Annotated in this window: 24 protein-coding genes; 17 read left to right on the forward strand and 7 right to left on the reverse strand. The window is 64.3% G+C overall.

The annotated features are described in order from the left end of the window. Positions 1-31: 31 nt before the first annotated feature. From xerD to CKW22_RS10165, 6 genes are all read left to right on the forward strand, one after another. Complete coding sequence (gene xerD / locus CKW22_RS10140) at positions 32-928, forward strand: site-specific tyrosine recombinase XerD (RefSeq protein ID WP_095064074.1); 897 nt, start codon at positions 32-34, stop codon at positions 926-928. Positions 929-1080: 152 nt separating this feature from the next. Continuing rightward, a complete protein-coding gene (locus tag CKW22_RS10145; protein WP_033700954.1) occupies positions 1081-1842 on the forward strand; it encodes a thioredoxin fold domain-containing protein in 762 nt (253 codons plus the stop codon). Positions 1843-1924: 82 nt separating this feature from the next. Then, positions 1925-3229, forward strand: a complete 1305-nt coding sequence (locus tag CKW22_RS10150) for a homoserine dehydrogenase (RefSeq protein WP_033700953.1) — start codon at positions 1925-1927, stop codon at positions 3227-3229. Between the two features lie 58 nt (positions 3230-3287). After that, positions 3288-4697, forward strand: a complete 1410-nt coding sequence (gene thrC, locus CKW22_RS10155; protein WP_033700952.1) for a threonine synthase — start codon at positions 3288-3290, stop codon at positions 4695-4697. Positions 4698-4857: 160 nt separating this feature from the next. Further along, positions 4858-5274 (forward strand): response regulator, encoded by a 417-nt coding sequence (locus CKW22_RS10160; protein WP_033700951.1) that lies wholly within the window; start codon positions 4858-4860, stop codon positions 5272-5274. 79 nt (positions 5275-5353) lie between these two features. Further along, the gene (locus CKW22_RS10165; protein ID WP_033700949.1) at positions 5354-5635 is read left to right on the forward strand and encodes a DUF3509 domain-containing protein; all 282 of its coding nucleotides are present in this window, start codon (positions 5354-5356) and stop codon (positions 5633-5635) included. 161 nt (positions 5636-5796) lie between these two features. Here the strand turns inward: CKW22_RS10165 and CKW22_RS10170 are convergent, their stop codons facing one another. Then, complete coding sequence (locus CKW22_RS10170) at positions 5797-6672, reverse strand: TIGR02285 family protein (protein ID WP_033700948.1); 876 nt, start codon at positions 6670-6672, stop codon at positions 5797-5799. 15 nt (positions 6673-6687) lie between these two features. Continuing rightward, the gene (locus CKW22_RS10175) at positions 6688-7887 is read right to left on the reverse strand and encodes a CaiB/BaiF CoA-transferase family protein (protein ID WP_033700947.1); all 1200 of its coding nucleotides are present in this window, start codon (positions 7885-7887) and stop codon (positions 6688-6690) included. 132 nt (positions 7888-8019) lie between these two features. Between CKW22_RS10175 and CKW22_RS10180 the strand changes: the two genes are divergently transcribed. From CKW22_RS10180 to CKW22_RS10190, 3 genes are all read left to right on the forward strand, one after another. Then, positions 8020-8562 carry a YaeQ family protein gene (locus tag CKW22_RS10180; RefSeq protein ID WP_033700946.1) on the forward strand — a complete coding sequence of 181 codons (543 nt, stop codon included), beginning with the start codon at positions 8020-8022 and terminating at the stop codon, positions 8560-8562. A gap of 12 nt (positions 8563-8574) precedes the next feature. Further along, complete coding sequence (gene recJ / locus CKW22_RS10185) at positions 8575-10284, forward strand: single-stranded-DNA-specific exonuclease RecJ (protein WP_033700945.1); 1710 nt, start codon at positions 8575-8577, stop codon at positions 10282-10284. Positions 10285-10556: 272 nt separating this feature from the next. Continuing rightward, a complete protein-coding gene (locus CKW22_RS10190; RefSeq protein WP_047581537.1) occupies positions 10557-11663 on the forward strand; it encodes an NADH:flavin oxidoreductase/NADH oxidase in 1107 nt (368 codons plus the stop codon). A gap of 122 nt (positions 11664-11785) precedes the next feature. Here CKW22_RS10190 and CKW22_RS10195 read toward each other — a convergent pair whose 3' ends face one another. The 5 genes from CKW22_RS10195 to ydcS form a co-directional block, all read right to left on the reverse strand. Then, positions 11786-13210, reverse strand: a complete 1425-nt coding sequence (locus CKW22_RS10195; protein WP_047581539.1) for a gamma-aminobutyraldehyde dehydrogenase — start codon at positions 13208-13210, stop codon at positions 11786-11788. A 17-nt stretch (positions 13211-13227) separates the two neighbouring features. Next, the gene (locus tag CKW22_RS10200) at positions 13228-14034 is read right to left on the reverse strand and encodes an ABC transporter permease (RefSeq protein ID WP_033700942.1); all 807 of its coding nucleotides are present in this window, start codon (positions 14032-14034) and stop codon (positions 13228-13230) included. Continuing rightward, complete coding sequence (locus CKW22_RS10205) at positions 14024-14956, reverse strand: ABC transporter permease (protein ID WP_095064075.1); 933 nt, start codon at positions 14954-14956, stop codon at positions 14024-14026. The genes CKW22_RS10200 and CKW22_RS10205 overlap by 11 nt, the downstream gene beginning before the upstream one ends. A 1-nt stretch (position 14957) precedes the next feature. Beyond that, the gene (locus CKW22_RS10210; RefSeq protein ID WP_033700938.1) at positions 14958-15998 is read right to left on the reverse strand and encodes an ABC transporter ATP-binding protein; all 1041 of its coding nucleotides are present in this window, start codon (positions 15996-15998) and stop codon (positions 14958-14960) included. A gap of 87 nt (positions 15999-16085) precedes the next feature. Continuing rightward, positions 16086-17237 (reverse strand): putative ABC transporter substrate-binding protein YdcS, encoded by a 1152-nt coding sequence (gene ydcS, locus CKW22_RS10215; protein WP_095064076.1) that lies wholly within the window; start codon positions 17235-17237, stop codon positions 16086-16088. 217 nt (positions 17238-17454) lie between these two features. Between ydcS and CKW22_RS10220 the strand changes: the two genes are divergently transcribed. From CKW22_RS10220 to wspR, 8 genes are all read left to right on the forward strand, one after another. Beyond that, complete coding sequence (locus CKW22_RS10220; RefSeq protein ID WP_095064077.1) at positions 17455-18153, forward strand: tellurite resistance TerB family protein; 699 nt, start codon at positions 17455-17457, stop codon at positions 18151-18153. Between the two features lie 128 nt (positions 18154-18281). Further along, complete coding sequence (locus CKW22_RS10225) at positions 18282-19904, forward strand: methyl-accepting chemotaxis protein (protein WP_033700935.1); 1623 nt, start codon at positions 18282-18284, stop codon at positions 19902-19904. A gap of 5 nt (positions 19905-19909) precedes the next feature. Continuing rightward, on the forward strand, positions 19910-20428 hold the full coding sequence (locus CKW22_RS10230; protein WP_047581546.1) for a chemotaxis protein CheW: 519 nt from the start codon (positions 19910-19912) through the stop codon (positions 20426-20428). Further along, positions 20425-21699 carry a CheR family methyltransferase gene (locus tag CKW22_RS10235; protein WP_095064078.1) on the forward strand — a complete coding sequence of 425 codons (1275 nt, stop codon included), beginning with the start codon at positions 20425-20427 and terminating at the stop codon, positions 21697-21699. Before CKW22_RS10230 ends, CKW22_RS10235 begins: the two co-directional genes overlap by 4 nt. Beyond that, positions 21696-22361 (forward strand): chemotaxis protein CheW, encoded by a 666-nt coding sequence (locus CKW22_RS10240; RefSeq protein WP_095064079.1) that lies wholly within the window; start codon positions 21696-21698, stop codon positions 22359-22361. Before CKW22_RS10235 ends, CKW22_RS10240 begins: the two co-directional genes overlap by 4 nt. Further along, on the forward strand, positions 22358-24640 hold the full coding sequence (locus CKW22_RS10245) for a hybrid sensor histidine kinase/response regulator (RefSeq protein WP_047581551.1): 2283 nt from the start codon (positions 22358-22360) through the stop codon (positions 24638-24640). Before CKW22_RS10240 ends, CKW22_RS10245 begins: the two co-directional genes overlap by 4 nt. Continuing rightward, entirely contained in the window at positions 24637-25650 is a 1014-nt protein-coding gene (gene wspF / locus CKW22_RS10250; protein WP_047581556.1) for a Wsp signal transduction system protein-glutamate methylesterase WspF, read from the forward strand. Before CKW22_RS10245 ends, wspF begins: the two co-directional genes overlap by 4 nt. Positions 25651-25701: 51 nt before the next feature. Beyond that, positions 25702-26706: a Wsp signal transduction system regulator diguanylate cyclase WspR gene (gene wspR / locus CKW22_RS10255; RefSeq protein WP_033700928.1), complete on the forward strand. Its 1005-nt coding sequence runs from the start codon at positions 25702-25704 to the stop codon at positions 26704-26706. Positions 26707-26813 lie beyond the last annotated feature (107 nt).

Raw genomic sequence — 26813 nt, forward strand, 5'->3', positions numbered from 1 at the left:
GCGTCATTTCGTCGTTTGCCACCGAGTTTTCATGCCCGCCCTAGACCACCCCCTGATTGACCAGTTTCTTGATGCCCTGTGGCTGGAAAAAGGCCTGTCGGACAACACCCGGGTCTCCTATCGCAGTGACCTGGCGCTGTTCAACGGCTGGCTCCAGGACCACACCGTGGCCTTGCCCGACGCCGGTCGCGAGCTGATCCTCGATCACCTGGCCTGGCGCCTCGACCAAGGCTACAAACCGCGTTCCACCGCACGCTTTCTCTCTGGCCTGCGTGGCTTCTTTCGCTACCTGCTGCGCGAAAAGCTGGTGGCGATCGACCCCACCTTGCAGGTGGAGATGCCGCACTTGGGCCGGCCTTTGCCGAAATCCTTGTCCGAAGCCGACGTAGAAGCACTGCTGCAAGCGCCGGACCTCGGCGAAGCCATCGGCCAGCGCGACCGCGCCATGCTCGAAGTCCTGTATGCCTGCGGCCTGCGGGTTACCGAACTGGTCAGCCTGACCCTCGACCAGGTCAACCTGCGCCAAGGCGTATTGCGGGTAATGGGCAAGGGCAGCAAGGAGCGGCTGGTACCAATGGGTGAAGAGGCAGTGGTGTGGCTGGAGCGCTACCTGCGCGATGGCCGCAGCGAGCTGTTGAACGGCCGTCCCAGTGATGTGCTGTTCCCCAGCCTGCGCGGCGAGCAGATGACCCGCCAGACCTTCTGGCACCGAATCAAGCACCACGCTCGGGTTGCCGGTATCGACAAGGCGTTGTCACCCCACACCTTGCGCCATGCCTTCGCGACCCATCTGCTCAACCACGGTGCCGACCTGCGCGTGGTGCAGATGCTGCTGGGCCATAGCGACCTGTCGACCACGCAGATCTACACCCACGTGGCCAAGGCCCGTTTGCAGCAGCTGCACGCCCAGCATCACCCGCGTGGATGAATGATTTTCATGTTCCGCCGGCCGGTATCCGCAGACCCCTTCAACGGTGGTGTGATGTGGTAGGCTTGAGCGGTTTGCACCAAGGGCCGCACGGTCACCGCGTTTTTTTGCAGGTGACGCCCTCCGGCCCCTGTCCGCCTTCAGGAGTTCCCATGCGTTTGACCCAGATTTTCGCCGCCGCCGCGTTGGCGCTGGCCAGTACCTTTGCCGTTGCCGCGGCAACCGACAGCAATGCCGGTGCCGAGCAGGCCATCCGCAAGTCATTGCAGAACCTCGAACTGGAAGTGCCCGTAGAAAGCGTTGCCAGCAGCCCGCTCAACGGCCTGTATGAAGTCAAGCTGCAGGGCGGCCGTGTGCTGTACGCCAGCGCTGACGGCCAGTTCGTCATGCAGGGCTACCTGTACCAGATCCAGGACGGCAAGCCGGTCAACCTGACCGAGAAGACCGAGCGTCAAGGTGTCGCCAAGCTCATCAATGGCATTCCAGCCGCCGAGATGGTGGTTTATCCTGCCAAAGGCGAGACCAAGTCGCACATCACCGTGTTCACCGATACCACCTGCCCGTATTGCCACAAGCTGCACGCCGAAGTGCCGGAGCTGAACCGTCGCGGTATCGAAGTGCGCTATGTCGCCTTCCCGCGTCAGGGCCTCGGTTCGCCGGGTGACGAGCAGTTGCAGGCAGTCTGGTGTTCCAGCGACCGCCGCGCGGCGCTGGACAAGATGGTCGATGGCAAGGAAATCAAGGCGGCCAAGTGCGCCAACCCGGTCAGCAAGCAGTTCCAGCTGGGCCAGTCGATCGGCGTCAACGGCACGCCGGCGATCGTCCTTGAAAGCGGCCAGGTGATCCCGGGTTACCAGCCGGCGCCGCAAGTGGCCAAGTTGGCCCTGGCCGGCCAGCAGCAAGCAGCCAAGTAATTTATTCAGTACGCCGTCGTCATGGGGTGACGGCATGTTTCACGGTCGGCGCAGGTGCCGGCCGTTCAATGGGGAGTTCACAGTGAAACCGGTCAAAGTAGGCATCTGTGGGTTGGGGACCGTCGGTGGCGGAACCTTCAATGTACTTCAGCGCAACGCCGAGGAGATTGCCCGCCGTGCCGGGCGCGGTATTGAAGTGGCCCAGATCGCCATGCGCTCGCCGAACCCGAACTGCCAGATTACCGGTACCCCCATTACCGCTGATGTGTTCGACGTTGCGAGCAACCCGGAGATCGACATTGTCATCGAGCTGATCGGTGGCTATACCATCGCCCGTGACCTGGTACTCAAGGCCATCGAAAACGGCAAGCACGTGGTCACCGCCAACAAGGCGCTGATCGCCGTGCACGGCAACGAAATCTTCGCCAAGGCCCGCGAGAAGGGCGTGATCGTCGCCTTCGAAGCGGCGGTTGCCGGCGGCATCCCGGTGATCAAGGCCATCCGTGAAGGCTTGTCGGCCAACCATATCAACTGGCTGGCCGGCATCATCAACGGCACTGGCAACTTCATCCTCACCGAAATGCGCGAGAAGGGCCGTGCCTTCCCGGACGTACTGGCTGAAGCCCAGGCCCTGGGCTATGCCGAAGCCGACCCGACCTTCGACGTCGAAGGCATCGATGCTGCGCACAAGCTGACCATCCTGGCCTCCATTGCCTTTGGTATCCCGCTGCAGTTCGACAAGGCCTACACCGAGGGCATCACCCAGCTGACCACCGCTGACGTGAACTACGCCGAGGCCCTGGGCTATCGCATCAAGCACTTGGGTGTGGCACGCCGCACGGCCGAAGGTATCGAGCTGCGCGTGCACCCGACGCTGATCCCGAGCGACCGCCTGATCGCCAACGTCAATGGCGTGATGAACGCAGTCATGGTCAACGGCGACGCCGCTGGCTCGACCCTGTACTACGGCGCCGGTGCCGGTATGGAGCCGACCGCTTCGTCGGTGGTGGCCGACCTGGTCGACGTGGTCCGCGCCATGACCTCCGACCCGGAAAACCGCGTGCCGCACCTGGCCTTCCAGCCCGATTCGTTGTCGTCGCACCCGATCCTGCCGATCGAGGCCTGCGAAAGTGCCTACTACCTGCGCATCCAGGCCAAGGATCACCCCGGTGTTTTGGCCCAGGTGGCCAGCATCCTGTCGGAGCGTGGCATCAACATCGAATCGATCATGCAGAAGGAAGCCGAAGAGCAGGATGGCCTGGTGCCGATGATCCTGCTGACCCACCGCGTGGTCGAGCAAGGCATCAACGACGCCATCGTCGCTCTGGAAGCCCTGCAGGATGTGGTTGGCAAGGTCGTGCGCATCCGCGTCGAACAGCTTAATTAACGAAGAGTGCCGACGGGCCGCGCCAGCGGCCCCGGCCCCAGTCTCGAAGGTTTGCACCATGCGCTATATCAGCACCCGCGGCCAGGCACCGGCCCTGAACTTTGAAGATGTGCTGCTGGCTGGCCTTGCCAGCGACGGCGGCCTGTACGTCCCTGAAAACCTGCCACGCTTCACCCAGGAAGAGATCGCCTCCTGGGCTGGCCTGCCTTACCACGAACTGGCCTTCCGTGTGATGCGCCCGTTCGTTGCCGGCAGCATCGCCGATGCCGACTTCAAGAAGATCCTCGAAGAAACCTACGGCGCGTTCGCTCACGCGGCCGTGGCGCCGCTGCGCCAGTTGAATTCGAACGAGTGGGTCATGGAGCTGTTCCACGGCCCGACCCTGGCCTTCAAGGACTTTGCCCTGCAGTTGCTCGGCCGCCTGCTCGACCACGTGCTGGTCAAGCGCGGCGAGCGCGTGGTGATCGTTGGCGCCACCAGCGGTGATACCGGTTCTGCCGCCATCGAAGGTTGCCGCCGTTGCGACAACGTCGACATCTTCATCCTGCACCCGCACCAGCGTGTGTCGGAAGTACAGCGTCGGCAGATGACCACGATCTTCGGCGACAACATCCACAACATCGCCATCGAAGGCAACTTCGACGACTGCCAGGAGATGGTAAAGGCCAGCTTCGCCGACCAGTCGTTCCTCAAGGGCACACGCCTGGTGGCAGTCAACTCGATCAACTGGGCGCGGATCATGGCCCAGATCGTCTACTACTTCCACGCAGCCCTGCAGTTGGGCGGGCCAGCCCGCTCGGTGGCGTTCTCGGTGCCTACCGGTAACTTCGGCGACATCTTCGCCGGCTACCTGGCGCGCAACATGGGCCTGCCGATCAGCCAGCTGGTGGTGGCCACCAACCGTAACGACATCCTGCACCGCTTCATGAGCGGCAATCAGTACGTCAAGGAAACCCTGCACGCAACCTTGTCGCCGTCGATGGACATCATGGTGTCGTCCAACTTCGAGCGCCTGCTGTTCGACCTGCATGGCCGCAATGGCGCTGCCATTGCCGAGCTGATGGCGAACTTCAAGCAGGGTGGCGGCTTCAGCGTCGACGAAGACCGCTGGACCGAGGCGCGCAAGCTGTTCGACTCGCTGGCCGTCAGTGACGAGCAAACCTGCGAGACCATCGCCGAGGTGTTCGCCAGCACCGGTGAAGTGCTCGACCCGCATACCGCGATCGGCGTCAAGGCCGCCCGTGAGTGCCGCCGCAGCCTGGACACGCCAATGGTGGTGCTGGGTACTGCGCACCCGGTCAAGTTCCCGGAAGCGGTAGAGAAGGCCGGTGTGGGCAAGGCGCTGGAGTTGCCTGCGCACCTGGTCGACCTGTTCAGCCGCGAAGAGCGCTGCACGGTGCTGGCCAATGACCTGAAGGCCGTTCAGGGCTTTGTCAGCCAGCACGGTAACCGCGGCAAGCCGCTTTAACGCCAGGACCGCCACATAACCCATCGCCGGCAAGCCGGCGATGGGTTGCGCAGCAGCTTCGCTCTGTCGCTGCTTCCTTGCGCTGTTTCAGACTTTTCCTATTTAAACCGCTCGACGTCTTGCCTAGATTTGCGAGTCCTTCCTTCTTCAGGAGCGGCTCATGTCCAGGCCTTACGTGCTGATTCACCAGGCACGCCCTTCCCATCAGATTCTTCTGCATCAGGCCTTCAACGCCCAAGGCATATTCGACGTGCGCATCATCGAGGACGCGGGCGACCTGCGCGCCTGCCTGTCCGCTGGCCGCTGCCCTGACTTGCTGATCCTCGACCACGCGATGCCCACAAAGGCAGGGCATGCCGTACTGAAACGGCTCACCGGCATGCCTGCGTTGCGCGCCTTGATGTTCGTGGGTCAGGCAGCACCCGACCAGCACAATCTTGCCCTGGAGGCCAAGCAACGGGGGCTTTGGGTCATTGCCGAGCTGCCCTGGCCGCTGTCCATGACGCACCTGCAGCGTGCGCTTCAGTGCCTGGGCAGGCGTACTCAAACTGTCACGTCTGCGCCGCATGCTCACTGAAACAGCGCCAGCGTCTCGAACTTTACGCTGCGCTTGTTGGTCAGTTTCTCTATAGCCCACCACGCAGCGAGTGATCCGGATGGAAAGAATCTGCAGACTGCTCAACGAAGCCCTGACCCCTTATCAAACCCACCTGGGCATCGCCGATGCCAATGGCAATCGTCAATTGACCGTGTTTGACAGCCTTGCAGGCATCACCCTGCAGCGCACGGTAAGTCTGCGCCAGTTGCAGGAGCAGCGCCTGCTGATTGACGTGGTGGATGGTCTGCACCGTGATCTGCAGATTGCCGAAGGGCGATTGCAGCCTTGTGTCATTGCTGCGTTGCAACAGCGTCAGCAACCTCAGGGAACCTTTGCCTGACCCGGCTTTCAGACACAGTAAGGGCAGCCAGCCAGCGCTTTGCTCCGGTGTTGGCAGGCTGTTCCGGGAAGTCTCCAAGGACTTTCGATTGGCCCCGGGCGTCCTCCCCAGCGTCCGGGGTTTCTTTTTTTTGCGTGATTCACGCCGGCATGGGCAAAGGCCTATTCGCCTTTGAAAAACTGCTTGCTCTGCTCCAGATAGTCTTCCTGCAACTGCGGGTCCAGCCACCGTGCATACAGCCCCGGCAACGTGTCCCGACGCAGCGTGGGCAGCAGTTGGTCGATGTGCGCAATGGCCTCGCGCCCCAGTGGCGAGTTCGAGCAACCCACATGCAGAAACTGGTAAGGGTTCACGCCTTGCACAGGGTGGAAGTGGTAATCCGCCAGTAACCCGCCTTGCTGCTGGATCAGGTAACGCACCTCTGGCCAGTACCCCATCACCATGTGCAGGCGGCCCAGTCGCTGCATTTGCAGTTGGTTGGCGGTGGCATCGTTGCCGTAGTGGCGGCTGAGCGACGCCTCTGGCAGCTGACGCAGAACCTCATCGATCTGCGTGCCATAGCTGCGCTCGGCGACGATACCGAGCTTCAACGAGGTCTGGTTCAACAGCCCGTGCAAATCGACTTCGTGGCCTGTGAGAAACGGCGCAAGCAGTGCCTCGTCTTCCTTGCGGACCACCAGCCCGCCGCTCATTACACCCAGTAACGGCATGGAAAAATGCACGTATCCGGCACGTTCCTGCGTCCACAGCAGGGTCGGGTCGCAGGTGAAGCTGCTGGCGTCCTGAAGCATCTGGATACCCCGCGCGCGGTTGACCCGGACGATGCTGTGATCGTATTCGGGCATCTGCGCGATCAACTGCGGCAGCAGGCGATCAACCACCCCCTGGCCTTTCTCCGGGCCTTCGAAAATGGTGAACGGCGGCAGGTCTCGAACCAGCCACCAGATACGCTCCTTGGCCGCGGCGGGCAGTATGGCCAGTGCGGGCAGTAGCCCGCACAGCAGGAGCAGGGGGCGCAACCAGCGGGCAACTCGCATCGGCGGCGGCAGAGGTCAGACCGCGCCTGCTGCGCGCAGGCCGGCGATGGCGGCTGCGTCGTAGCCCAGGGCAGCGAGCAGTGCTTCGGTGTGTTCGCCCAGCGCCGGCCCGACCCATTCGGTGGAGCCGGGCGTTTCCGAAAGCTTGGGCACGATGCCTGGCATCTTGAAGGGTTTGCCGTCTGGCAGGCGTGCCTGCAGAAACATCTCCCGTGCCAGGTATTGCGGGTCATTGAACATGTCTTCGGCCGAATAGATGCGGCTGGCTGGCACTTCGGCGGTAGTGAGCACCTGCATGAGCTGGTCCAGCGGCTGGCTGTTGGCCCAGCGGTCGATTACCCCGTACAGCTCGTCCCGGCGCAGGTCGCGGCCATCGTTGGTGGCCAGCGTGGGGTCATCGGCCAGGTCGGCGCGGCCGATGGCCTGCATGAAGCGCTTGAAGATCGCATCGCCGTTGGCGCCGATCTGCACATGCTTGCCATCGGCACTGGTATGGATGGAGGAGGGGGTGATGCCCGGCATGATATTGCCGGTGCGCTCACGGATGAAACCAAAGACGTCGAATTCCGGGACCATGCTTTCCATCATGGCGAAGATCGCCTCGTACAGCGCCACGTCCACTACCTGGCCCTGGCCGCCGTTGACTTCCTGGTGACGCAAGGCCATCAACGCGCCGATCACTCCCCACAAGGCGGCAATCGAGTCACCGATGGAAATACCCGTGCGCACCGGCGGGCGGTCATCGAAGCCGGTGATGTAGCGCAGGCCGCCCATGGACTCGCCCACGGCGCCAAAGCCCGGCTGGTCTTTCATCGGCCCGGTCTGGCCGAAACCGGACAGGCGCACCATGACCAGGCGCGGGTTGAGCGCGTGCAGCACGTCCCAGCCCAGGCCGAGTTTTTCCAGCACGCCGGGGCGGAAGTTTTCGATCAGGATGTCGGCGTCGGCCAACAGGCGTTTGAGGATCTCGAGGCCTTCCGGGTGCTTGAGGTTGAGGGTCAGCGACTGTTTGTTGCGCGCCTGCACGAACCACCACAGCGACGTGCCTTCGTACATCTTGCGCCATTTGCGCAGCGGATCGCCGCCATCGGGGGACTCGACCTTGATCACCTCGGCGCCGAACTCGGCACAGATACGCGAGGCGAACGGGCCAGCGATCAGGGTCCCGAGTTCGATGACTTTCAGGCCGGCGAGGGGTTTGCTGGGCGTAGGCATGGGGCATCCGTGGCAACTGGGCAGAGCCGTGGTTTTATCATAGCTCCGAAGCCGCAGATACTGCCGCGGCGCAACGAAGGGCAGGATCGGTTAGACTGTGTCACTTTTCTTTGCGCAAGAAGCCCGTCGACCATGGCCCAGCCGTCCACCACCTACAAATTCGAACTGAATCTGACCGACCTCGATCGCAGCGTGTACGAAAGCGTCAAGCAGACCATTGCTCGTCACCCGTCGGAAACCGAAGAGCGTATGGCGGTGCGTCTGCTGGCTTATGCGCTCTGGTACAACGAGCAGCTGTCGTTTGGTCGCGGCCTGTCGGATGTCGATGAGCCGGCATTGTGGGAAAAGAGCCTGGACGATCGCGTTTTGCACTGGATCGAAGTCGGCCAGCCGGACGCGGACCGCCTGACCTGGTGTTCCCGCCGCACCGAGCGCACCAGCCTGCTGGCCTACGGTAGCCTGCGAGTGTGGGAGACCAAAGTGGTGCCTGCGGTCAAGAACCTGAAGAACCTGAACATTGCCGCTGTGCCGCAAGAGGTGCTGGAGACCCTGGCCACCGACATGCCGCGCAGTATCAAGTGGGACGTAATGATCAGCGAAGGCACAGTGTTCGTCACCGATGACCGTGGCCAGCACGAAGTGCAGCTGCAGTGGCTGCTTGGCGAGCGCGGCTGAGCCGAAGCCCTTATGCGTATCGAACCTCGCCCCCTGCCGTCGACCCTGCCATTTCTGGGTAACCTGCCACCCTTGCTGACTCGCCTGTATGCCGCCCGCGGCGTGCAGAGCGAGGCCGAGCTGGACAAGAGCCTGGCGCGGCTGCTGCCGTACCAGCAGCTCAAAGGCATCGAGGCGGGGGTAGACCTGCTGGTCGAAGCGCTCGACCAGCGCCAGCGCATCCTCATCGTTGGCGACTTCGATGCCGACGGCGCCACCGCCAGTACCGTGGGTGTGCTGGGCCTGCGCTTGTTGGGCGCGGCCCACGTCGACTACCTGGTGCCCAACCGCTTCGAATTCGGCTATGGCCTGACCCCGGAGATCGTTGAGGTCGCGCTGCAGCGCCAACCGCAATTGCTGATCACTGTCGACAACGGTATCTCCAGTGTCGACGGCGTGGCGGCAGCCAAGGCAGCGGGGCTCAAGGTGCTGGTCACCGATCACCACTTGCCGGGCGAGCAGTTGCCCGACGCCGATGCGATCATCAACCCGAACCAGCCGGGCTGCGACTTCCCGAGCAAGTCGTTGGCCGGGGTCGGGGTAATCTTCTATGTGCTCATGGCCTTGCGCGCACGCCTGCGCAGCCTGGGGCGCTACCAGAACCAAGCACAGCCGAACATCGGCGAGCTGCTCGACCTGGTGGCGCTGGGCAGTGTCGCCGACGTGGTGCCGCTGGACGCCAACAACCGCATTCTGGTGCACCAGGGCCTCGAGCGCATTCGTGCCGGCCGCGCACGGCCGGGGCTCAAGGCGATTCTGGAAGTGGCCCGCCGTGACCACCGGCGCATCACTTCGACTGACCTGGGGTTCATCCTTGGCCCGCGTTTGAACGCGGCCGGGCGCCTGGACGACATGAGCCTGGGCATCGAGTGCCTGCTGTGCGAAGACGCGGCCTTGGCCCAGGACATGGCCCAGCAGCTGGACGACCTCAACCAGGACCGCAAGTCCATCGAGCAAGGCATGCAGCGTGAGGCGCTGGCCCAACTGAAGGATTTGCCGGTCGAGTCCATGCCGTATGGCCTGTGCCTGTTCGATGCCGACTGGCACCAGGGCGTGATCGGGATTCTCGCTTCGCGCCTGAAGGAGCGCTATCACCGGCCGACCATCGCCTTTGCCGATGCTGGCGACGGCATGCTCAAGGGTTCGGCGCGCTCGGTACCCGGTTTTCATATTCGCGATGCGCTGGATGCGGTCGCGGCGCGTCATCCGCAACTGATCAGCAAGTTCGGCGGCCATGCCATGGCGGCGGGGTTGTCGCTGCCTGAGGGCAACTTCCCGGCCTTTGCTGAGGCGTTCGACGAAGAAGTGCGGCGCCAGCTGTGCGAAGAGGACCTGACTGGCCGGTTACTGTCAGATGGCAGCCTGGCGGTGGAGGAATTCCACCTCGACCTGGCCAAGGCTTTGCGCCATGCCGGGCCCTGGGGGCAGCACTTCCCGGAGCCGCTGTTCCATGGTGTGTTCCAGCTGGTCGAGCAGCGTGTGGTGGGTGAGCGGCACCTGAAGGTGGTGCTCAAGAGCGAGTGCGGTTCGGTGCGGCTGGATGGCATTGCCTTCGGCGTCGACCGCGAGGTGTGGCCGAACCCGACGGTGCGCTGGGTGGAGCTGGCGTACAAGCTGGATGTGAACGAGTTTCGTGGCAATGAAAGTGTGCAACTGATGATTGCCCACATGGAGCCGCGTTGACGGCAAGGTGCTTGCCTTGATTGTTGTGGGGTAGCGGAAATCGAGCGCCGCCCGCGCGGCGCTCGATCTCATAGGCGCTGCAAAGCTGTCGCCCTGCACCTTGCCGCCTCACATACCCTCCAAAGCCATGCCTCAGTCACCTCACAGCAAATTCCACGGAACCTCCCCCCCACCCAATCTGGTCTAGTCTGAACATAGACCGGACCCGGGCCACGGACGTGTAATTGAGTGCCCGGGCCGGATCACCATTGGAGTCCTTGGGAGGTGCCCTCATGAGCTTGCTGCTCGAGCCTTACACCCTGCGTCAGCTGACGCTGCCCAACCGCATCGCGGTCTCGCCGATGTGCCAGTATTCCGCCGTCGATGGCCTGGCCAACGACTGGCATCTTGTCCACCTGGGCAGCCGCGCCGTCGGTGGCGCCGGCCTGATCATTGCCGAAGCTACAGCGGTTACCCCTGACGGACGTATCACCGCCGAAGACCTCGGCCTGTGGAATGACGAGCAGATTGCCCCGCTGCAGCGCATCACCCGCTTCATCACCGCCCAGGGCGCCGTGCCAGGCCTGCAACTGGCCCACGCCGGGCGCAAGGCCAGCACCCACCGGCCCTGGTTGGGCAAGCATGGCAGCGTAAAGGTCGAAGAGGGCGGCTGGCAGCCGGTCGGGCCGTCGAAGATCGCCTTCGACCCTGAACATGCTGTGCCTCACGAGCTGTCGACAGGGGAGATCGCCGGCATCGTGCAGGCGTTCGCCGACGCCGCCCGGCGCGCCCTGACAGCGGGGTTCAAGGTGGTCGAGGTGCATGCGGCGCATGGCTACCTGCTGCATCAGTTTCTCTCGCCGCTGAGCAACCAGCGGCGTGACGACTATGGCAGTTGCTTTGAAAACCGTATCCGCCTGACCCTCGAAGTCACCCAGGCGGTGAGGGACGTCTGGCCTGCCGAGCTGCCCGTGTTCGTGCGGGTATCAGCGACCGACTGGGTCGAAGACGGCTGGAACCCGGACGAAACCGTAGAGCTGGCCCGTCGTCTGCGGGCGCTGGGGGTGGACCTGATCGATGTCTCCTCCGGCGGCACGTCGGTCAACGCCGAGATCCCCACGGGGCCTGGCTACCAGACCCGCTTTGCCGAGCGTGTGCGCAAGGAGTCGGAGATTGCCACTGGCACGGTGGGCATGATCACCGAACCGGCGCAGGCCGAGCACATCCTGCGCACCGGGCAGGCCGATGTCATCTTCCTGGCGCGCGAATTGTTGCGTGACCCCTATTGGCCGCTGCATGCCGATGATGACCTGGGGGGCAACAAGGCCACCTGGCCGGCGCAGTATCAACGGGCTACCAGCCGGGCCAACCCGATCCATGAGTCGGATTTACGGGACTGATAATGACCCCCGTGGGAGCGGGCTTGCACCGCGAACACGGGCGAAGCCCGTGCCATCCTTCGCGGTGCTTGCTTCGCGGAGCAAGCCCTCTCCCACAGGCTCCTGCTAACGCCGCAGTGGTCTCAATGCTTGATCATCACATGCCGTACGCAGGTGTAGTCCTCCAGCCCATACACCGACATATCCTTCCCATAACCCGAATGCTTCTGCCCGCCATGGGGCATTTCGCTGACCAGCATGAAATGGGTATTCACCCACGTGCAGCCATACTGCAGCCGCGCCGCCAGGCGATGAGCGCGGCCGGTGTCGCCGGTCCACACCGATGATGCCAGGCCATAGTTGGAGTCATTGGCCCATTCCAGCGCTTGGGCCTCGTCGGTAAAGCGGGTCACCGACACCACTGGGCCGAACACTTCGTTGCGCACGATCTCGTCATCCTGCAGGGCATCGGCCAGTACGGTCGGCTCGAAAAAGAAGCCGTCGCCGTCAATCGCCTTGCCGCCGGTCACCAGGCGGATATGTGGCTGGGCAATGGCACGCTGCACCAGCCCGGCAACCTTGTCGCGGTGTTGCGCGCTGATCAGTGGCCCCAGCTCGGTGTCCTCGGCATCCTGCAAACCGTGCTTGAGGCTTGCGACGGCGTCGCCCAGGCGCTGCACGAACTGCTCGTAGATACCGTCCTGCACATACAGGCGGCATGCTGCAGTGCAGTCCTGGCCGGCGTTGTAGAAGCCGAACGTGCGGATACCGTCGATGGCGGCGTCGATGTCGGCATCGTCGAACACCAGCACCGGCGCTTTGCCGCCCAGCTCCATGTGCATGCGCTTCACGCTGTCGGCCGTGGCGCTGATGATGTGCGCGCCGGTAGGGATCGAGCCGGTCAGTGACACCATGCGCACTTTCGGGTGGGTAACCAGTGGCGTGCCGACTGTCTGGCCGCGGCCGAAGAGAATGTTGAGCACGCCGGGCGGCAGCAGGCCCTGGGCCAGTTCGCCCAGGCGCAGCGCGGTCAGCGGCGTCAGTTCGGACGGTTTGATCACCACCGTGTTACCGGCGGCCAGTGCCGGTGCGACCTTCCAGGCCAGCATCATCAGCGGGTAGTTCCACGGCGCGATCGAGGCGACCACGCCCAGCGGGTCGCGGCGGATCATCGATGTGTGCCCCGGCAGGTATTCACCGGCCGCCGAGCCGCCCAGGCAGCGCGCTGCGCCGGCAAAAAAACGGAAGACATCGGCGATCGCCGGTATTTCGTCATTCAGTGCCGCGCTGAAAGGCTTGCCGCAATTCTGCGATTCGAGCCGGGCCAGTTCTTCGCCATGCTGCTCGATGGTGTCAGCCAGCGCCAGCAGGGCCAGGGAACGGTCTTTGGGGCTGGCCTGGGACCAGCTGTCGAAGGCCAGGTCGGCGGCACGCACGGCGCTGTCGACCTGGGCCTCGGTGGCCTCGTTGATCTGCGCCAGGGCGCTGCCCAGGGCGGGGTTGAGCACGGTCCAGGCCGGCCCGTCGCCAGCTACCAGGCGACCGTTGATCAGCATGTGCGTTTGCATGATGGACTTCTCCAGGGTCATTTGCCGCTGCCCGCCACGCTTTCGCCGCCGCGGGTCAGGTAATAGGCGCCAAGTATCGGCAGCATGGTCACCAGCATCACCAGCATGGCGACCACGTTGGTCACCGGCACGTCGCGTGGGCGGCTGAGCTGGTTGAGCAACCAGATCGGCAGCGTGCGTTCGTGCCCGGCGGTGAAGGTGGTAACGATGATTTCGTCGAACGACAACGCGAAGGCCAGCATGCCGCCTGCCAGCAGCGCCGAGCCGAGGTTGGGCAGGATGATGTAGCGGAAGGTTTGCCAGCCGTCTGCGCCAAGGTCCATCGAGGCCTCGATCAAGCTTTGCGAGGTCCGCCGCAGGCGGGCGATGACGTTGTTGTAGACGATCACTACACAGAAGGTGGCGTGGCCGACCACGATGGTGAACAGGCCAGGCTCGATGCCCAGACGCTTGAACGCCGAGAGCAGGGCGATACCGGTGATGATGCCAGGCAGGGCAATCGGCAGGATCAGCATCAGCGAAATACCTTCCTTGCCAAAAAAACTGCGCCGGTACAGCGCTGCCGAGGCCAGGGTGCCGAGCACCAGGGCGATCAACGTGGCCAGGCAGGCGACCTGCAGCGACAGCTTGATGGCTTCGAGCACGTCGGGGCGGGCGAAGGCCACGGTGAACCACTTCAGGGTGAACCCCTTGGGTGGGAAGCTGAACGCTGCGTCTTCGGTGTTGAAGGCGTAGAGGACGATGATCAGGATCGGGAAGTGCAGGAACAGCAACCCGCCCCAGGCCGCCAGGCGCAGACCCATTGATGCATGTTCAGAGTGCATCGAATGCCCCCAGGCGCTTGACGATGGAGAGGTACAGCGCAATCAGCACGATGGGCACCAGGGTGAACGCGGCGGCCATCGGCATGTTGCCGATCGCCCCTTGCTGGGCGTAGACCATGCTGCCGATGAAGTAGCCGGGCGGGCCGACCAGCTGCGGCACGATGAAGTCGCCCAGGGTCAGTGAGAAGGTGAAGATCGAGCCTGCGGCAATACCGGGGATCGACAGCGGCAGGGTCACCTGCCAGAAGGTTTGCCCGGGCCTTGCCCCCAGGTCTGCCGAGGCCTGCAGCAACGACGGCGGCAGGCGCTCCAGCGAGGCCTGGATCGGCAGGATCATGAACGGCAGCCAGATGTACACGAACACCATGAAACGCCCCAGGTGTGATGTCGACAGGGTGCTGCCGCCAATGCCCGGCACCGTCAACAGCGCCTGCAGCAGGCCATCCAGGTGCAGCAACTGGACGAACCACTGGGCCACGCCGCCCTTGGCCAGCAGCAGGGTCCAGGCATAGGTCTTGACGATGTAGCTGGCCCACATCGGCATCATCACAGCGATGTAGAAGAATGCCTTGGTTTTGCCGCTGGTGTAGCGCGCCATGTAATAGGCAATGGGGAAGGCCAGTACCGCGCTGGCCAGCGACACCGCCACGGCCATGCCCAGGGTGCGCAGGATGATGTCGAAGTTCGACGGGTTGAACAGCGCAGCGAAGTTGCCCAGGGTCAGGTCCGGGGTCACCGCCATGGTGAAGTCGTCGAAGGTATAGAAGCCTTGCCACAGCAGGTTCAGCAACGAGCCCAGGTAGATCGCCCCGAACCAGGTCAACGGCGGGATCAGCAGCAGCGTCAGGTAGAGGTTGGGCCGCCGGTACAGCAGGTTGGCAAAGCGGCGCAACGGGCCTGGGTTGGCAAGGCGCGCGTTCATCTCAGCGGCCCTCGTCGAGCACGGTTTCCAGCAGTGCCGTCATCGCTTCACGGGGCCAGCGCGCCTGCACCCGCTGGCCGGCCTGCCAGGTTTGCGCGTGGGCCTGCCAGCGGTCGTTGGCCTGGCTCACCGTCAACAGCTGGCCGCTGTCCAACTGCAGTTCGAAGCGGGTGGCGCTGCCCTGGTACTGCACATCGTGCAGCAGGCCGCTGACCTGCACCTCATGGCTGTCGGCGGCCTGTTCACCCAGGCGGATATGCTCGGGGCGGATGGAAAACGGCGCAGGGCTGCCGTTGAGCTGCTCGGCCAGCTCGCCACGCACCACATTCGAGGTGCCGACGAATTCGGCGACGAAGGTAGTAGCCGGCTGCATGTACAGGTTGCGCGGGGTGTCGACCTGTTCGATGCGGCCGCGGTTGAACACCGCCACGCGGTCGGACATCGACAGGGCTTCGGTCTGGTCGTGGGTGACGAAGATGAAGGTGATGCCCAGCTGGCGCTGCAGCTTTTTCAGTTCGCCCTGCATCTGTTCGCGCAGCTTCAAGTCCAGCGCCCCCAGCGGTTCGTCGAGCAGCAGCACCCGTGGGCGGTTGACCAGGGCGCGGGCGAGGGCGACGCGCTGGCGCTGGCCGCCGGACAGCTGCGCCGGTTTGCGCGCACCGTAACCGGCCAGCGCCACCATCGCCAGGGCCTCGTCGGCGCGGGCATGCCGTTCGGCCTTGGCCACGCCTTTGACCTTGAGGCCATAGGCGATGTTGTCGCGCACGTTCATGTGCGGGAACAGCGCATAGTCCTGGAACACAGTATTGACGTCGCGTTGGTAGGGCGGCACCCCGGCGGCTTCCACGCCATGGATGCGAATCGAACCGTTGTCGGGTTGCTCGAAGCCTGCGATCAGGCGCAGGCAGGTGGTCTTGCCCGACCCGGAGGGGCCGAGCATGGAGAAGAACTCGCCATCCATGATGTCGATGCTGACCTGATCGACGGCCTTGACCTCGCCGAAGGTGCGGGAAACCTGGGTGAACTGGACTGCTAGGGGCATGGCCGGTACTCAGTTGTTGCTGTGTTGCCTGTACCGGATCTTTCGCGGGGCTGCAGCGCGAATAGGCCGGTACAGGCTCAATCGACCTCAGCGCCCGCCCATGATCGCGATGTAGTCCTGCGTCCAGCGGCTATAAGGCACGAACTTGCCGCCCTGCGCCTGCGGCGTCTTCCAGAAGGCGATCTTGTCGAAGTTGTCGAAACCATTGGTCTTGCAGCCTTCGGCGCCCAGCAGTTCGCTGCCGGTGCAGGCCGCCGGCACCGCTGGCAATGAGCCGAACCAGGCGGCCACATCACCCTGCACCTTCGGTTGCAATGACCAGTCCATCCACTTGTAGGCGCAGTTGGGGTGTTTGGCCTCGCTGTGCAACATGGTGGTGTCGGCCCAGCCCGTGGCGCCCTCCTTGGGTATGGTAGAGGCCACCGGCTGGTTCTCTGCTTTCAGGCCGTTGACCATGTAGCCCCAGGAGCTGGAGGCGGCCACGCCTTCGTTCTTCACATCGCTCATCTGCACCGTGGCGTCATGCCAGTAGCGGTGGATCAGCGGCTGTTGCTGGCGCAACAGTTCGAGCACGGCCTTGTACTGGGTCTCGTTCAGTTGGTAGGGGTCCTGGATACCCAGTTCCGGCTTGGCCGACTTCAGGTACAGCGCCGCATCGGCGATGTAGATCGGCCCGTCGTAGGCTTGCACACGGCCTTTGTTCGGCTTGCCATCGGGCAGGTCCTGTGGCTCGAAAACCACCCCCCAGCTGGTTGGCGCCTGCTTGAACACCTGCGTGCTGTACAGCAGCACATTCGGCCCCCACTGGTATGGGGTGCCGTAGGCTTGCTTGTCGACCACGTACCAGCCACCGTTTTGCAGGCGCGGGTCGATGTTCTTCCAGTTGGGGATCAGCGCAGTGTTGATCGGTTGCACCCGCTTGCCGGCGATCAGCCGCAGCGACGCATCGCCCGAGGCCGTGACCAGGTCGTAGCCGCCCTTGGTCATCAGGCTGACCATTTCATCAGAGGTGGCGGCCGTCTTGACGCTGACCTTGCAGCCGGTTTCCTTTTCAAAGCCGGTGACCCAATCGTAGGCCTTGTCGCTTTCACCGCGCTCGATGTAACCGGGCCAGGCGACGATATCCAGGCGCCCCTCGCCGGCCCCCAGCGCCTTGAGCGGTTCGGCGGCCTGCAGGCTGGCGCTGGCCAGCAACGCGCCGGTCAGGGCGACGAGCAATGCGGTGTTGTGCGCTGACATGGTGTTCCCTCTTATTGGAGATCTTGGTCGGGGCAGTCATCAAGCAAGCCGTGAAACGCTTGTTATAAGCGTAGTGCGATTGTGCGAGGTATTGGCGATATCGAGTCTAGTTGGCTTTTTGCTGGCCAATGCAACATCCGGAAGCAAATCCCCCCGTGGCGATCGCTCGGGCAAGGCTTAATCTGGCTGTCCTTTTGCAACGTCTGGAGGCACTTCAATGAACACCCGCGGACTGCTCGATCAACTGCTCAAGTCTGGCCAGCAACTGCTCGACGGCCAGGCCGGCAAAGCGGGCTCAGGCAAGCCAGGCGCGGGCGCCGGCGGCCTCGGCAGCCTGTTGTCCGGTGTCGGCGGCGGCGCTTTGGGGGCAGGGGCGCTGGGCCTGTTGCTGGGTAACAAGAAGGCCCGCAAATACGGCGGCAAGGCCCTGACGTACGGTGGCCTCGCTGCACTCGGGGTGTTGGCCTACAAGGCCTATGGCAACTGGCAGGCGCGCCAGCAGGGGGCAGGTCAAGCGCCCGAGCCGCAGACCCTCGACCGCCTGCCGCCGGCTCAGGCCGAGCAGCACAGCCAGGCGGTGCTGCGGGCGCTGGTGGCAGCGGCCAAGTCCGATGGCCATATCGACGAGCGCGAGCAGGCCTTGATCGAAGGCGAATTCACCCGCCTGGACACGGACGGTGAACTGCAGCAATGGCTGCACGCCGAGCTGAACAAACCGCTGGACCCGGCCGAGGTGGCGCGTGCCGCGCAAACGCCGGAAATGGCCGCCGAGATGTACCTGGCCAGCGTCATGATGGTCGACCAGGAGCATTTCATGGAACGTGCCTACCTGGACGAACTGGCCCGCCAGTTGCGCCTGGACCCAGCCTTGCGCCAGGAACTGGAGAACCAGGTACGGCTTGGCGCAGGCCAATAGCACACGGCTTGGCTTGTCCATCAGGCAAGGATGCCTGAATACCCCGCATTTCAGCCGCAAAAGCGTAGGATGCCTGGGCTATACTTCGGCGATTTTCCCCGCTCGTTGTGAATTCCTGAGGGCTGAATGTGAAGAACTGGACGTTGCGCCAACGGATCCTGGCAAGTTTCGCCGTGATCATCGCCATCATGCTGCTGATGATCGTCGCCGCCTACTCGCGGTTGGTGGCGATCGAAAGTGCCGAGCAGGCAGTGGGCACCGACAGCATCCCCGGGGTCTACTACAGCTCGATGATTCGCAGTGCCTGGGTCGACAGCTACGTCACCAGCCAGCAGCTGGTGGGTTTGTCCAACCATCGCGAAATCACGTCGGCGGACCTGGAGCTGTTCAAGAGCTTCGAGGATCGCCTCAAGCAACATATGGCCAGCTACCAGGAGACCATTCAGGACCGCGACGACCAGATGCGTTTCGATAGCTTCGTGCAGCTGGAAGAAAACTACATCAAGATCGTCGGCCAGGTGCTGGACACCTACCGCCAGCGCAATTATGTCGAAGCCGAACGGCTGATCAACGAGGTGCTCACCCCGACCTGGGTCGATGGCCGCCAGCACCTGAACGATGTGATCGAGAACAACCGGGCCTCGGCCGAAGCCGCTACCCACGACATCGTCAGCGCCGTAAGCACGGCCAAGGGCAGCATGATGATTTCGCTGCTGCTGGCAATCGTTGCCGCCGGCATCTGCGGGCTGCTGCTGATGCGCGCCATCAGTGCGCCCATGCAGCGCATCGTCCACGCCCTCGACCGGCTGCGCTCGGGTGACCTGAGCATGCGCCTGAGCCTGGACCGCAAGGACGAGTTCGGCGCGATCGAAAGCGGTTTCAACGAAATGGCCGAGGCGCTGGCCAACCTGGTGTCCCAGGCCCAGCGTTCATCGGTGCAGGTGACCACCTCGGTGACCGAGATCGCCGCCACCTCCAAGCAGCAGCAGGCCACCGCGACCGAGACCGCCGCGACCACTACTGAAATCGGCGCCACCTCGCGGGAAATCGCCGCCACCTCGCGTGACCTGGTACGCACCATGACCGAGGTCACCTCTGCCGCCGATCAGGCTTCGAGCCTGGCCGGCTCCGGCCAGCAAGGCTTGGCCCGCATGGAAGAGACCATGCACCAGGTGATGGGCGCCGCCGACCTGGTCAATGCCAAGCTCGGCATCCTCAATGAGAAGGCCAGCAATATCACCCAGATGGTGGTGACCATCGTCAAGGTGGCCGACCAGACCAACCTGTTGTCGCTCAATGCCGCCATCGAGGCTGAAAAAGCCGGCGAGTACGGTCGTGGCTTCGCCGTGGTGGCCACTGAAGTGCGCCGCCTGGCCGACCAGACTGCCGTGGCCACCTACGACATCGAGCAGATGGTGCGCGAGATCCAGTCGGCTGTCTCGGCCGGGGTGATGGGCATGGACAAGTTTTCCGAAGAAGTGCGCCGCGGCATGTTCGAGGTCCAGCAGGTGGGCGAGCAGCTCAGCCAGATCATCCATCAGGTGCAGGCCCTGGCGCCGCGTGTGTTGATGGTCAACGAAGGCATGCAGGCCCAGGCCACCGGCGCCGAGCAGATCAACCAGGCACTGGCCCAGCTCAGCGATGCCAGTACCCAGACGGTCGAGTCGCTGCGCCAGGCCAGTTTTGCCATTGACGAGCTCAGCCAGGTGGCCGCAGGCCTGCGCGGCGGCGTGTCGCGCTTCAAAGTCTGACGGCGATGAACGACTTGCAACCCCACGCTGCTCGGGCGAGCGACGCCAAGGGCACGTTGTACCTGCTGTTTCGTATCGCTGATCAGCGCTTTGCCCTGGACGTGCACGAGGTGGTCGAGGTGCTGCCGCGTCGGCCGCTGAAGCCGATCGCCCAGGCGCCGGCGTGGGTCGCAGGTATTCTCGCGCACCGCGGCGCGCTGGTGCCGGTGGTCGACCTGTCGGCGCTGAGCTTTGGCCAGGCAGCAGCGCAACGTACCAGCACGCGTCTGGTGCTGGTGCGTTACCGGGGCAACCTGCAACTCGGGCTGATCCTTGAGCAGGCGACCGAAACCTTGCGCTGCCGCCGCGAAGAATTCCAGCCGTATGGCCTGGACAATGCCGACGCCCCCTACCTGGGCCCGGTGCGCCAGGACCACCTGGGCCTGTTGCAACTCATCGAAGTCGATGACCTGCTGACGGACGCCGTGCGCGAGCTGGTGTTTGCCGATCACAGCGGTGCACCAGGGCAAGGAGTGCCGACATGACTGAACAGCGTTTCTTCCGCTACCTGCGCGAACGTATCGGCCTGGATGTGGAGTCGGTGGGGGCGTCCATGGTCGAGCGCGCCTTGCGCCAGCGCTGCGTTGCCGTGAACGCGGCAGACCTGGACCATTACTGGCTGCGCCTGCAGCAATCGGCGGACGAGCAACAGGCATTGATCGAGGCGGTCATCGTCCCCGAGACCTGGTTCTTCCGATACCCCGAATCGTTCACGGCCCTGGTCGGGCTTGCCCATAGACGCCTGGCCCAGCTGGCCGGCGCACGCCCGGTGCGGCTGCTCAGTCTGCCGTGCTCGACCGGCGAAGAACCCTATTCACTGGCCATGGCGCTGCTGGATGGCGGCATGAGCCCTGGCTCGTTCATGATCGACGGCATCGATATCAGCCCCATTTCGGTGGCCAAGGGCGAACAGGCGGTTTACGGGCGCAATGCCTTTCGCGGCAGCGACCTGGGTTTTCGCGAGCGCTTTTTCGATGCGCTCGATGACGGCCACCGCTTGCAAGGCCGGGTGCGCCAGCAGGTCAGCCTGCAGGTAGGCAATGTGCTGGATCCGGCACTGGCCAGCCGCGATGGCCTGTACGATTTCGTGTTCTGCCGCAACCTGTTGATCTATTTCGACGTGCCCACGCAGCAGCGCGTGTTCGAGGTGCTCAAGCGCCTGACTCACGCGCAGGGCGTGCTGTTCATCGGGCCTGCCGAAGGCAGCTTGCTGGCGCGGCTGGGGATGCGCCCGTTGGGCATTGCGCAGTCGTTCGCCTACGTGCGCCAGGAGGGCGACAGTGCGCCGGTCGCCACGCCGAGCGCGCCACCCGCCAGGCGCACGCTGCCGCCTTTGGCCATGCCCGTGTACCCGCCGCCGACCTCGTCACTGACGCGGCCGTTGCGGCCCCTTGTGGCCGCTGCCAAGGCGCCACTGCCGCACGACAGCAAGGGCGAGAGCGAGGCCGAACTGCTGGCCAGCATTGCCCGGCATGCCAACGCCGGTGCCAGTGCGCAGGCGCGCGCCGCTTGCCAGCGTTACTTGAGCCAGTTCGCGCCGACCGCGCAGGTTTACTACTGGCTGGGGTTGCTCAGCGATACCGAAGGCGATGCCGGCCAAGCGCTTACCCATTATCGCAAGGCCCTGTACCTCGAACCGCAGCACCCCGAGGCCCTGGTACACCTGGCGGCGTTGCTCGCGGCCCAAGGCGACCTGGCCGGCGCGCAGCGTTTGCAGGCGCGTGCCGCACGGGTCGGTCGGGAGTCTGAACGATGAGGGGGGAATCCGCGATGCAACTGCTTGCCCAGGCCGACGAGCGCATCGACGACTGCTGGAACCGCATCGGCGTGCACGGTGACAAACAGTGCCCGCTGCTGGAGCAGCACATCCATTGCCGCAACTGCGACGTCTATGCCGCTGCCGCCACGCGCCTGCTCGACCGTTACGCCCTGCTGCAGGATGACCAGGCCGTTGCGGCGCAAGCCGCCGAGCAATCTGTCGGCCACTCCCTGCTGTTGTTCAGGCTCGGCGAAGAATGGCTGGCCCTGGCGACCGCCTGCCTGGCAGAGATCGCGCCCTTGCAGGCGGTGCACTCGCTACCGCACCAGCGGTCGCGGGTATTGCAAGGCGTCGCCAACGTGCGGGGCGCGTTGGTGCCGTGCCTTTCGCTGGCTGACCTGCTGGGGGTGCAACCGACTGCCGGGCAACAGCGCAGCGGCCGCGAGATGCCGCGCATGCTGATCCTGGCCGCCGAAGGTGGGCCGGTGGTGATGGCAGTCGAAGAGATCGACGGCATTCATCGGCTTGACCCGGCGTTGCTGGACAGCGGCCAGGACACCACGCGCTTCACCGCAGCGGTGCTGCAGTGGCGTGGCCGCAGCGTGCGCGTGCTGGACGAACAACAATTACTGTCTGCCGTGCAGCGGAGCCTGTCATGACCCCAGAGCAAATGCGCGACGCATCGTTGCTCGAGCTGTTCAGCCTGGAGGCCGAGGCGCAGACCCAGGTACTCAGCGCCGGCCTGATGGCCCTGGAGCGCAACCCCACCCAGGCCGACCAGCTGGAAGCCTGCATGCGCGCGGCCCACTCCCTGAAGGGGGCCGCGCGCATTGTCGGGGTAGACGCTGGCGTCAGCGTTGCCCATGTAATGGAAGATTGCCTGGTGGCTGCCCAGGAAGGCCGCTTGCGGCTGGGTGCCGAGCATATCGATGCGCTGCTGCAGGGTACCGACCTGTTGATGCGCATCGCCACGCCAGGCGACACCGCCGCGCAAGCGACGCTGCCGGTGTTTCTCGCACAGATGGCCAGCTTGCTGGACCCAGGCGCCGCGCCAGCGCATATGCCAGCGGCCCTGCCGGCAGTGTCTGTACGAGCAACGCCCATCGAGCCCTTGGCGGAGCCCATGGAGGCGGAATTCGAGCTTGAACCCGTGCCACGGCGCAAGGCTGGCAAACGCGCTGGCGAAGGCGCAGAGCGGGTGCTGCGGGTCACCGCCGACCGCCTCAACAGCTTGCTCGACCTGTCCAGCAAGTCGCTGGTGGAAACCCAGCGGCTCAAGCCTTACCTGGCCACCTTGCAGCGCCTCAAGCGCATGCATGGCCAAGGCATGCAGGCCCTCGATGGCTTGCGCATGCAACTGGAAGACAGTGGCCAGAGCAGCGAAGTGCTCGAAGCCCTGGCCCAGACCCAGCGCCTGTTGGCCGAAACCCAGCAGATTTTGCAGCAGCAGGCCGCCGACCTTGACGAATTCGGCTGGCAGGCCAGCCAGCGCGCACAATTGCTCTATGACACCGCCCTGGCCTGCCGGATGCGGCCTTTCGCTGACGTACTGGCCGGGCAGAGCCGCATGGTCCGTGACCTTGGGCGCTCCCTGGGCAAGCCGGTGCGCCTGGTCATCGAAGGCGAAAAGACCCAGGTCGACCGCGATGTGCTGGAAAAACTCGAAGCACCGCTGACCCACCTGCTGCGCAATGCGGTCGACCACGGCATCGAACTGCCCGAGCGGCGCCTGCTGGCAGGCAAGGCGCAGGAGGGCGTGATTCGCCTGCGCGCCTCGCACCAGGCCGGCATGCTCAGCCTAGAGCTGATCGACGATGGCGCCGGTATCGACCTTGAGCGCCTGCGCAGCGCTATCGTCGAGCGTGCCATGTCGCCGGCCGACACGGTGGCCCGGATGAGCGAGGCGGAGCTGATGACGTTCCTGTTCCTGCCCGGTTTCAGCCTGCGCGACACCGTGACCGAGGTGTCGGGGCGCGGGGTTGGCCTGGATGCCGTGCAGCACATGATCCGCGAGCTGCGCGGCTCGATCGAGTTGACGCAATTGGCGGGGCAGGGCTGCCGCTTCCACCTGCAGGTGCCGCTGACCCTGTCGGTGGTGCGCAGCCTGGTGGTGGAGGTGGGCGGCGAAGCGTATGCCTTCCCGCTGGCGCATATCGAACGCACCTTGGAGGTGACCGCCGAACAGATCGTGCAGATCGAAGGGCGCCAGCACTTCTGGCACGAAGGGCGACACATCGGCCTGGTGGCGGCAAGCCAGTTGCTCAACCGCCCGGCAGGGCAGGACGATGAGCGCAGCCTGCGGGTGGTGGTGATCCGCGAGCGCGAGCAACTCTACGGGGTTGCCGTAGAACGCTTGATCGGCGAGCGGGTGCTGGTGGTGATGCCCCTCGACCCGCGCCTGGGCAAGGTCCAGGACATCTCCTCCGGTGCCTTGCTCGACGACGGCTCGGTGGTGTTGATCATCGACGTCGAAGACTTGCTGCGCTCGGTGGAAAAACTGCTCAGTACCGGCAGCCTGGAGCGCATCGAGCGCGGCAGCAGTGGCGCCCGTGGCGCAGCGCGCAAGCGCATTCTGGTGGTCGACGACTCGCTCACCGTGCGCGAGCTGCAGCGCAAGCTGCTGGGCAACCGCGGTTACGACGTGGCGGTGGCGGTAGATGGCATGGACGGCTGGAACGCGTTGCGCGGCGACGACTTCGACTTGTTGATCACCGATATCGACATGCCGCGCATGGATGGCATCGAGCTGGTCACCCTGGTGCGCCGGGACCAGCGCTTGCAATCGCTGCCGGTGATGGTGGTGTCGTACAAGGACCGTGAGGAAGACCGACGGCGTGGCCTGGATGCTGGCGCCGACTACTATTTGGCAAAGGCCAGTTTCCACGACGATGCGTTGCTGGATGCTGTGGTGGAGTTGATCGGAGGTGCTCAGGGGTGAAGATCGCCATCGTCAATGACATGCCCATGGCGGTCGAGGTGTTACGCCGGGCGCTGGCCTTCGAGCCTGCGCACCAGGTGATCTGGGTGGCGGGCAACGGCGCCGAGGCGGTGCAGCGCTGCGCCGAGCAGTTGCCTGACCTGATCCTCATGGACCTGATCATGCCGGTGATGGATGGGGTGGAGGCGACGCGGCGGATCATGGGCGAAACCCCCTGTGCCATCGTGATCGTCACGGTCGACCGCAAACAGAACGTGCACCGGGTATTCGAGGCCATGGGCCATGGCGCCCTGGATGTGGTCGATACCCCGGCCCTGGGGGCGGGCGATGCCCGAGAGGCGGCGGCGCCGTTGCTGCGCAAGATCCTCAACATCAGTTGGCTGATCGGCCAGCAGCGCAGCCCGGCCGCGCGCCCGGTTGCCACGCCCTTGCGCGAAGCATCACAGCGCCGGGGGCTGGTAGCCATTGGCTCGTCGGCGGGCGGCCCGGCTGCCCTGGAGGTGCTGCTCAAGGGCTTGCCCCCTGCATTTCCGGCGGCCATCGTGCTGGTCCAGCATGTCGACCAGGTGTTTGCCGCCGGCATGGCCGAATGGCTCAGCAGCGCAGCAGGCCTGCCGGTGCGCCTGGCCTGCGAGGGCGAGCCGCCGCAACCGGGGCAGGTGTTGCTGGCGGGCACCAACCACCATATCCGCCTGCTGAAAAACGGCCAGCTGGCCTACACTGCCGAACCGGTCAACGAAATCTACCGGCCCTCGATCGATGTGTTCTTCGAAAGTGTGGCGCGCTACTGGAGCGGCGATGCCGTAGGTGTGCTACTCACGGGCATGGGCCGCGATGGTGCCCAGGGCCTGAAGCTGATGCGCCAGCAAGGTTTCCTGACCATCGCCCAGGACCAGGCCAGCAGTGCCGTGTACGGCATGCCCAAGGCCGCCGCAGCGATCGACGCGGCGGTGGAAATCCGCCCGCTGGAGCGAATAGCCGGGCGCTTGATGGAATTCTTTGCAAAATGACGATATGTATTGAATCACGCCGCCTGGCCGGCAGTGATCAGGTGAATAGGGATGAATGATCTACCGATCGAAGGTTTCGCGACCGCCAACGAAAATTCGGCGATGGTCCTGTTGGTCGACGATCAGGCGATGATCGGCGAAGCGGTGCGTCGTGGCCTGGCCCACGAAGACAACATCGACTTCCACTTCTGCGCCGACCCGCACCAGGCCGTGGCACAGGCCATGCGCATCAAGCCGACGGTCATCCTGCAGGACCTGATCATGCCGGGCCTGGATGGGCTGACCCTGGTGCGCGAGTACCGCAACAACCCGGTTACCCAGGATATCCCGATCATCGTGCTGTCGACCAAGGAAGACCCGCTGGTCAAGAGCGCGGCGTTTGCTGCGGGGGCCAACGACTACCTGGTCAAGTTGCCAGACAACATCGAGCTGGTGGCGCGTATTCGCTACCACTCACGCTCCTACCTGACTTTGCTCCAGCGTGACGAAGCCTACCGCGCCCTGCGTGTGAGCCAGCAACAGTTGCTCGATTCCAACCTGATGCTGCAGCGGCTGATGAATTCCGATGGCCTGACCGGGCTTTCCAACCGGCGCCATTTCGACGAGTACCTGGAGCTGGAATGGCGCCGGGCCATGCGCGAGCAGCAGCAGCTGTCGTTGCTGATGATCGACGTCGACTACTTCAAGGCCTACAACGATAACTTCGGCCACCTGGCCGGTGACGAGGCGTTGCGCCAGGTGGCCGAAGCGATTCGCGGCTCGTGTTCGCGGCCGACCGATCTGCCGGCGCGCTATGGGGGCGAGGAGTTTGCCCTGGTGCTGCCCAATACATCCCCGGGTGGCGCGCGGCTGATTGCCGAGAAATTGCGCCAGACCGTGGTGGGGTTGGGTATTGCCCATACGGCGCCAGCGGCTGATGCGCGGTTGACCGTGAGCATTGGCCTGGCGACGCAGACGCCGGCGGTTGGCGGGCATTGCCGGCAGCTGATTTCGGCGGCGGACAAGGGCTTGTACCAGGCCAAGAACAGCGGGCGTAATCAGGTGGGGATTGCCTGATGGCGAGATCGAGCGCCGCCCGCGCGGCGCTCGATCTCCCAGGCGCCGAAAGCCTATAGCCCAACACATCGTAAATCCCCCAAACCTACCGCCCGGCGGGTCTGCCG

It is taken from the genome of Pseudomonas sp. Irchel s3f19, from assembly GCF_900187555.1.
In the GTDB taxonomy this organism is placed as follows: Bacteria; Pseudomonadota; Gammaproteobacteria; order Pseudomonadales; family Pseudomonadaceae; genus Aquipseudomonas; species Aquipseudomonas capeferrum.

Coding starts and splice junctions, on each gene's coding strand:
- xerD (WP_095064074.1), top strand. CDS start 32: ATGCCCGCCCTAGACCACCCCCTGATTGACCAGTTTCTTGATGCCCTG.
- CKW22_RS10145 (WP_033700954.1), top strand. CDS start 1,081: ATGCGTTTGACCCAGATTTTCGCCGCCGCCGCGTTGGCGCTGGCCAGT.
- thrC (WP_033700952.1), top strand. CDS start 3,288: ATGCGCTATATCAGCACCCGCGGCCAGGCACCGGCCCTGAACTTTGAA.
- CKW22_RS10160 (WP_033700951.1), top strand. CDS start 4,858: ATGTCCAGGCCTTACGTGCTGATTCACCAGGCACGCCCTTCCCATCAG.
- CKW22_RS10165 (WP_033700949.1), top strand. CDS start 5,354: ATGGAAAGAATCTGCAGACTGCTCAACGAAGCCCTGACCCCTTATCAA.
- CKW22_RS10170 (WP_033700948.1), bottom strand. CDS start 6,672: ATGCGAGTTGCCCGCTGGTTGCGCCCCCTGCTCCTGCTGTGCGGGCTA.
- CKW22_RS10175 (WP_033700947.1), bottom strand. CDS start 7,887: ATGCCTACGCCCAGCAAACCCCTCGCCGGCCTGAAAGTCATCGAACTC.
- CKW22_RS10180 (WP_033700946.1), top strand. CDS start 8,020: ATGGCCCAGCCGTCCACCACCTACAAATTCGAACTGAATCTGACCGAC.
- recJ (WP_033700945.1), top strand. CDS start 8,575: ATGCGTATCGAACCTCGCCCCCTGCCGTCGACCCTGCCATTTCTGGGT.
- CKW22_RS10190 (WP_047581537.1), top strand. CDS start 10,557: ATGAGCTTGCTGCTCGAGCCTTACACCCTGCGTCAGCTGACGCTGCCC.
- CKW22_RS10195 (WP_047581539.1), bottom strand. CDS start 13,210: ATGCAAACGCACATGCTGATCAACGGTCGCCTGGTAGCTGGCGACGGG.
- CKW22_RS10200 (WP_033700942.1), bottom strand. CDS start 14,034: ATGCACTCTGAACATGCATCAATGGGTCTGCGCCTGGCGGCCTGGGGC.
- CKW22_RS10205 (WP_095064075.1), bottom strand. CDS start 14,956: ATGAACGCGCGCCTTGCCAACCCAGGCCCGTTGCGCCGCTTTGCCAAC.
- CKW22_RS10210 (WP_033700938.1), bottom strand. CDS start 15,998: ATGCCCCTAGCAGTCCAGTTCACCCAGGTTTCCCGCACCTTCGGCGAG.
- ydcS (WP_095064076.1), bottom strand. CDS start 17,237: ATGTCAGCGCACAACACCGCATTGCTCGTCGCCCTGACCGGCGCGTTG.
- CKW22_RS10220 (WP_095064077.1), top strand. CDS start 17,455: ATGAACACCCGCGGACTGCTCGATCAACTGCTCAAGTCTGGCCAGCAA.
- CKW22_RS10230 (WP_047581546.1), top strand. CDS start 19,910: ATGAACGACTTGCAACCCCACGCTGCTCGGGCGAGCGACGCCAAGGGC.
- CKW22_RS10235 (WP_095064078.1), top strand. CDS start 20,425: ATGACTGAACAGCGTTTCTTCCGCTACCTGCGCGAACGTATCGGCCTG.
- CKW22_RS10240 (WP_095064079.1), top strand. CDS start 21,696: ATGAGGGGGGAATCCGCGATGCAACTGCTTGCCCAGGCCGACGAGCGC.
- CKW22_RS10245 (WP_047581551.1), top strand. CDS start 22,358: ATGACCCCAGAGCAAATGCGCGACGCATCGTTGCTCGAGCTGTTCAGC.
- wspR (WP_033700928.1), top strand. CDS start 25,702: ATGAATGATCTACCGATCGAAGGTTTCGCGACCGCCAACGAAAATTCG.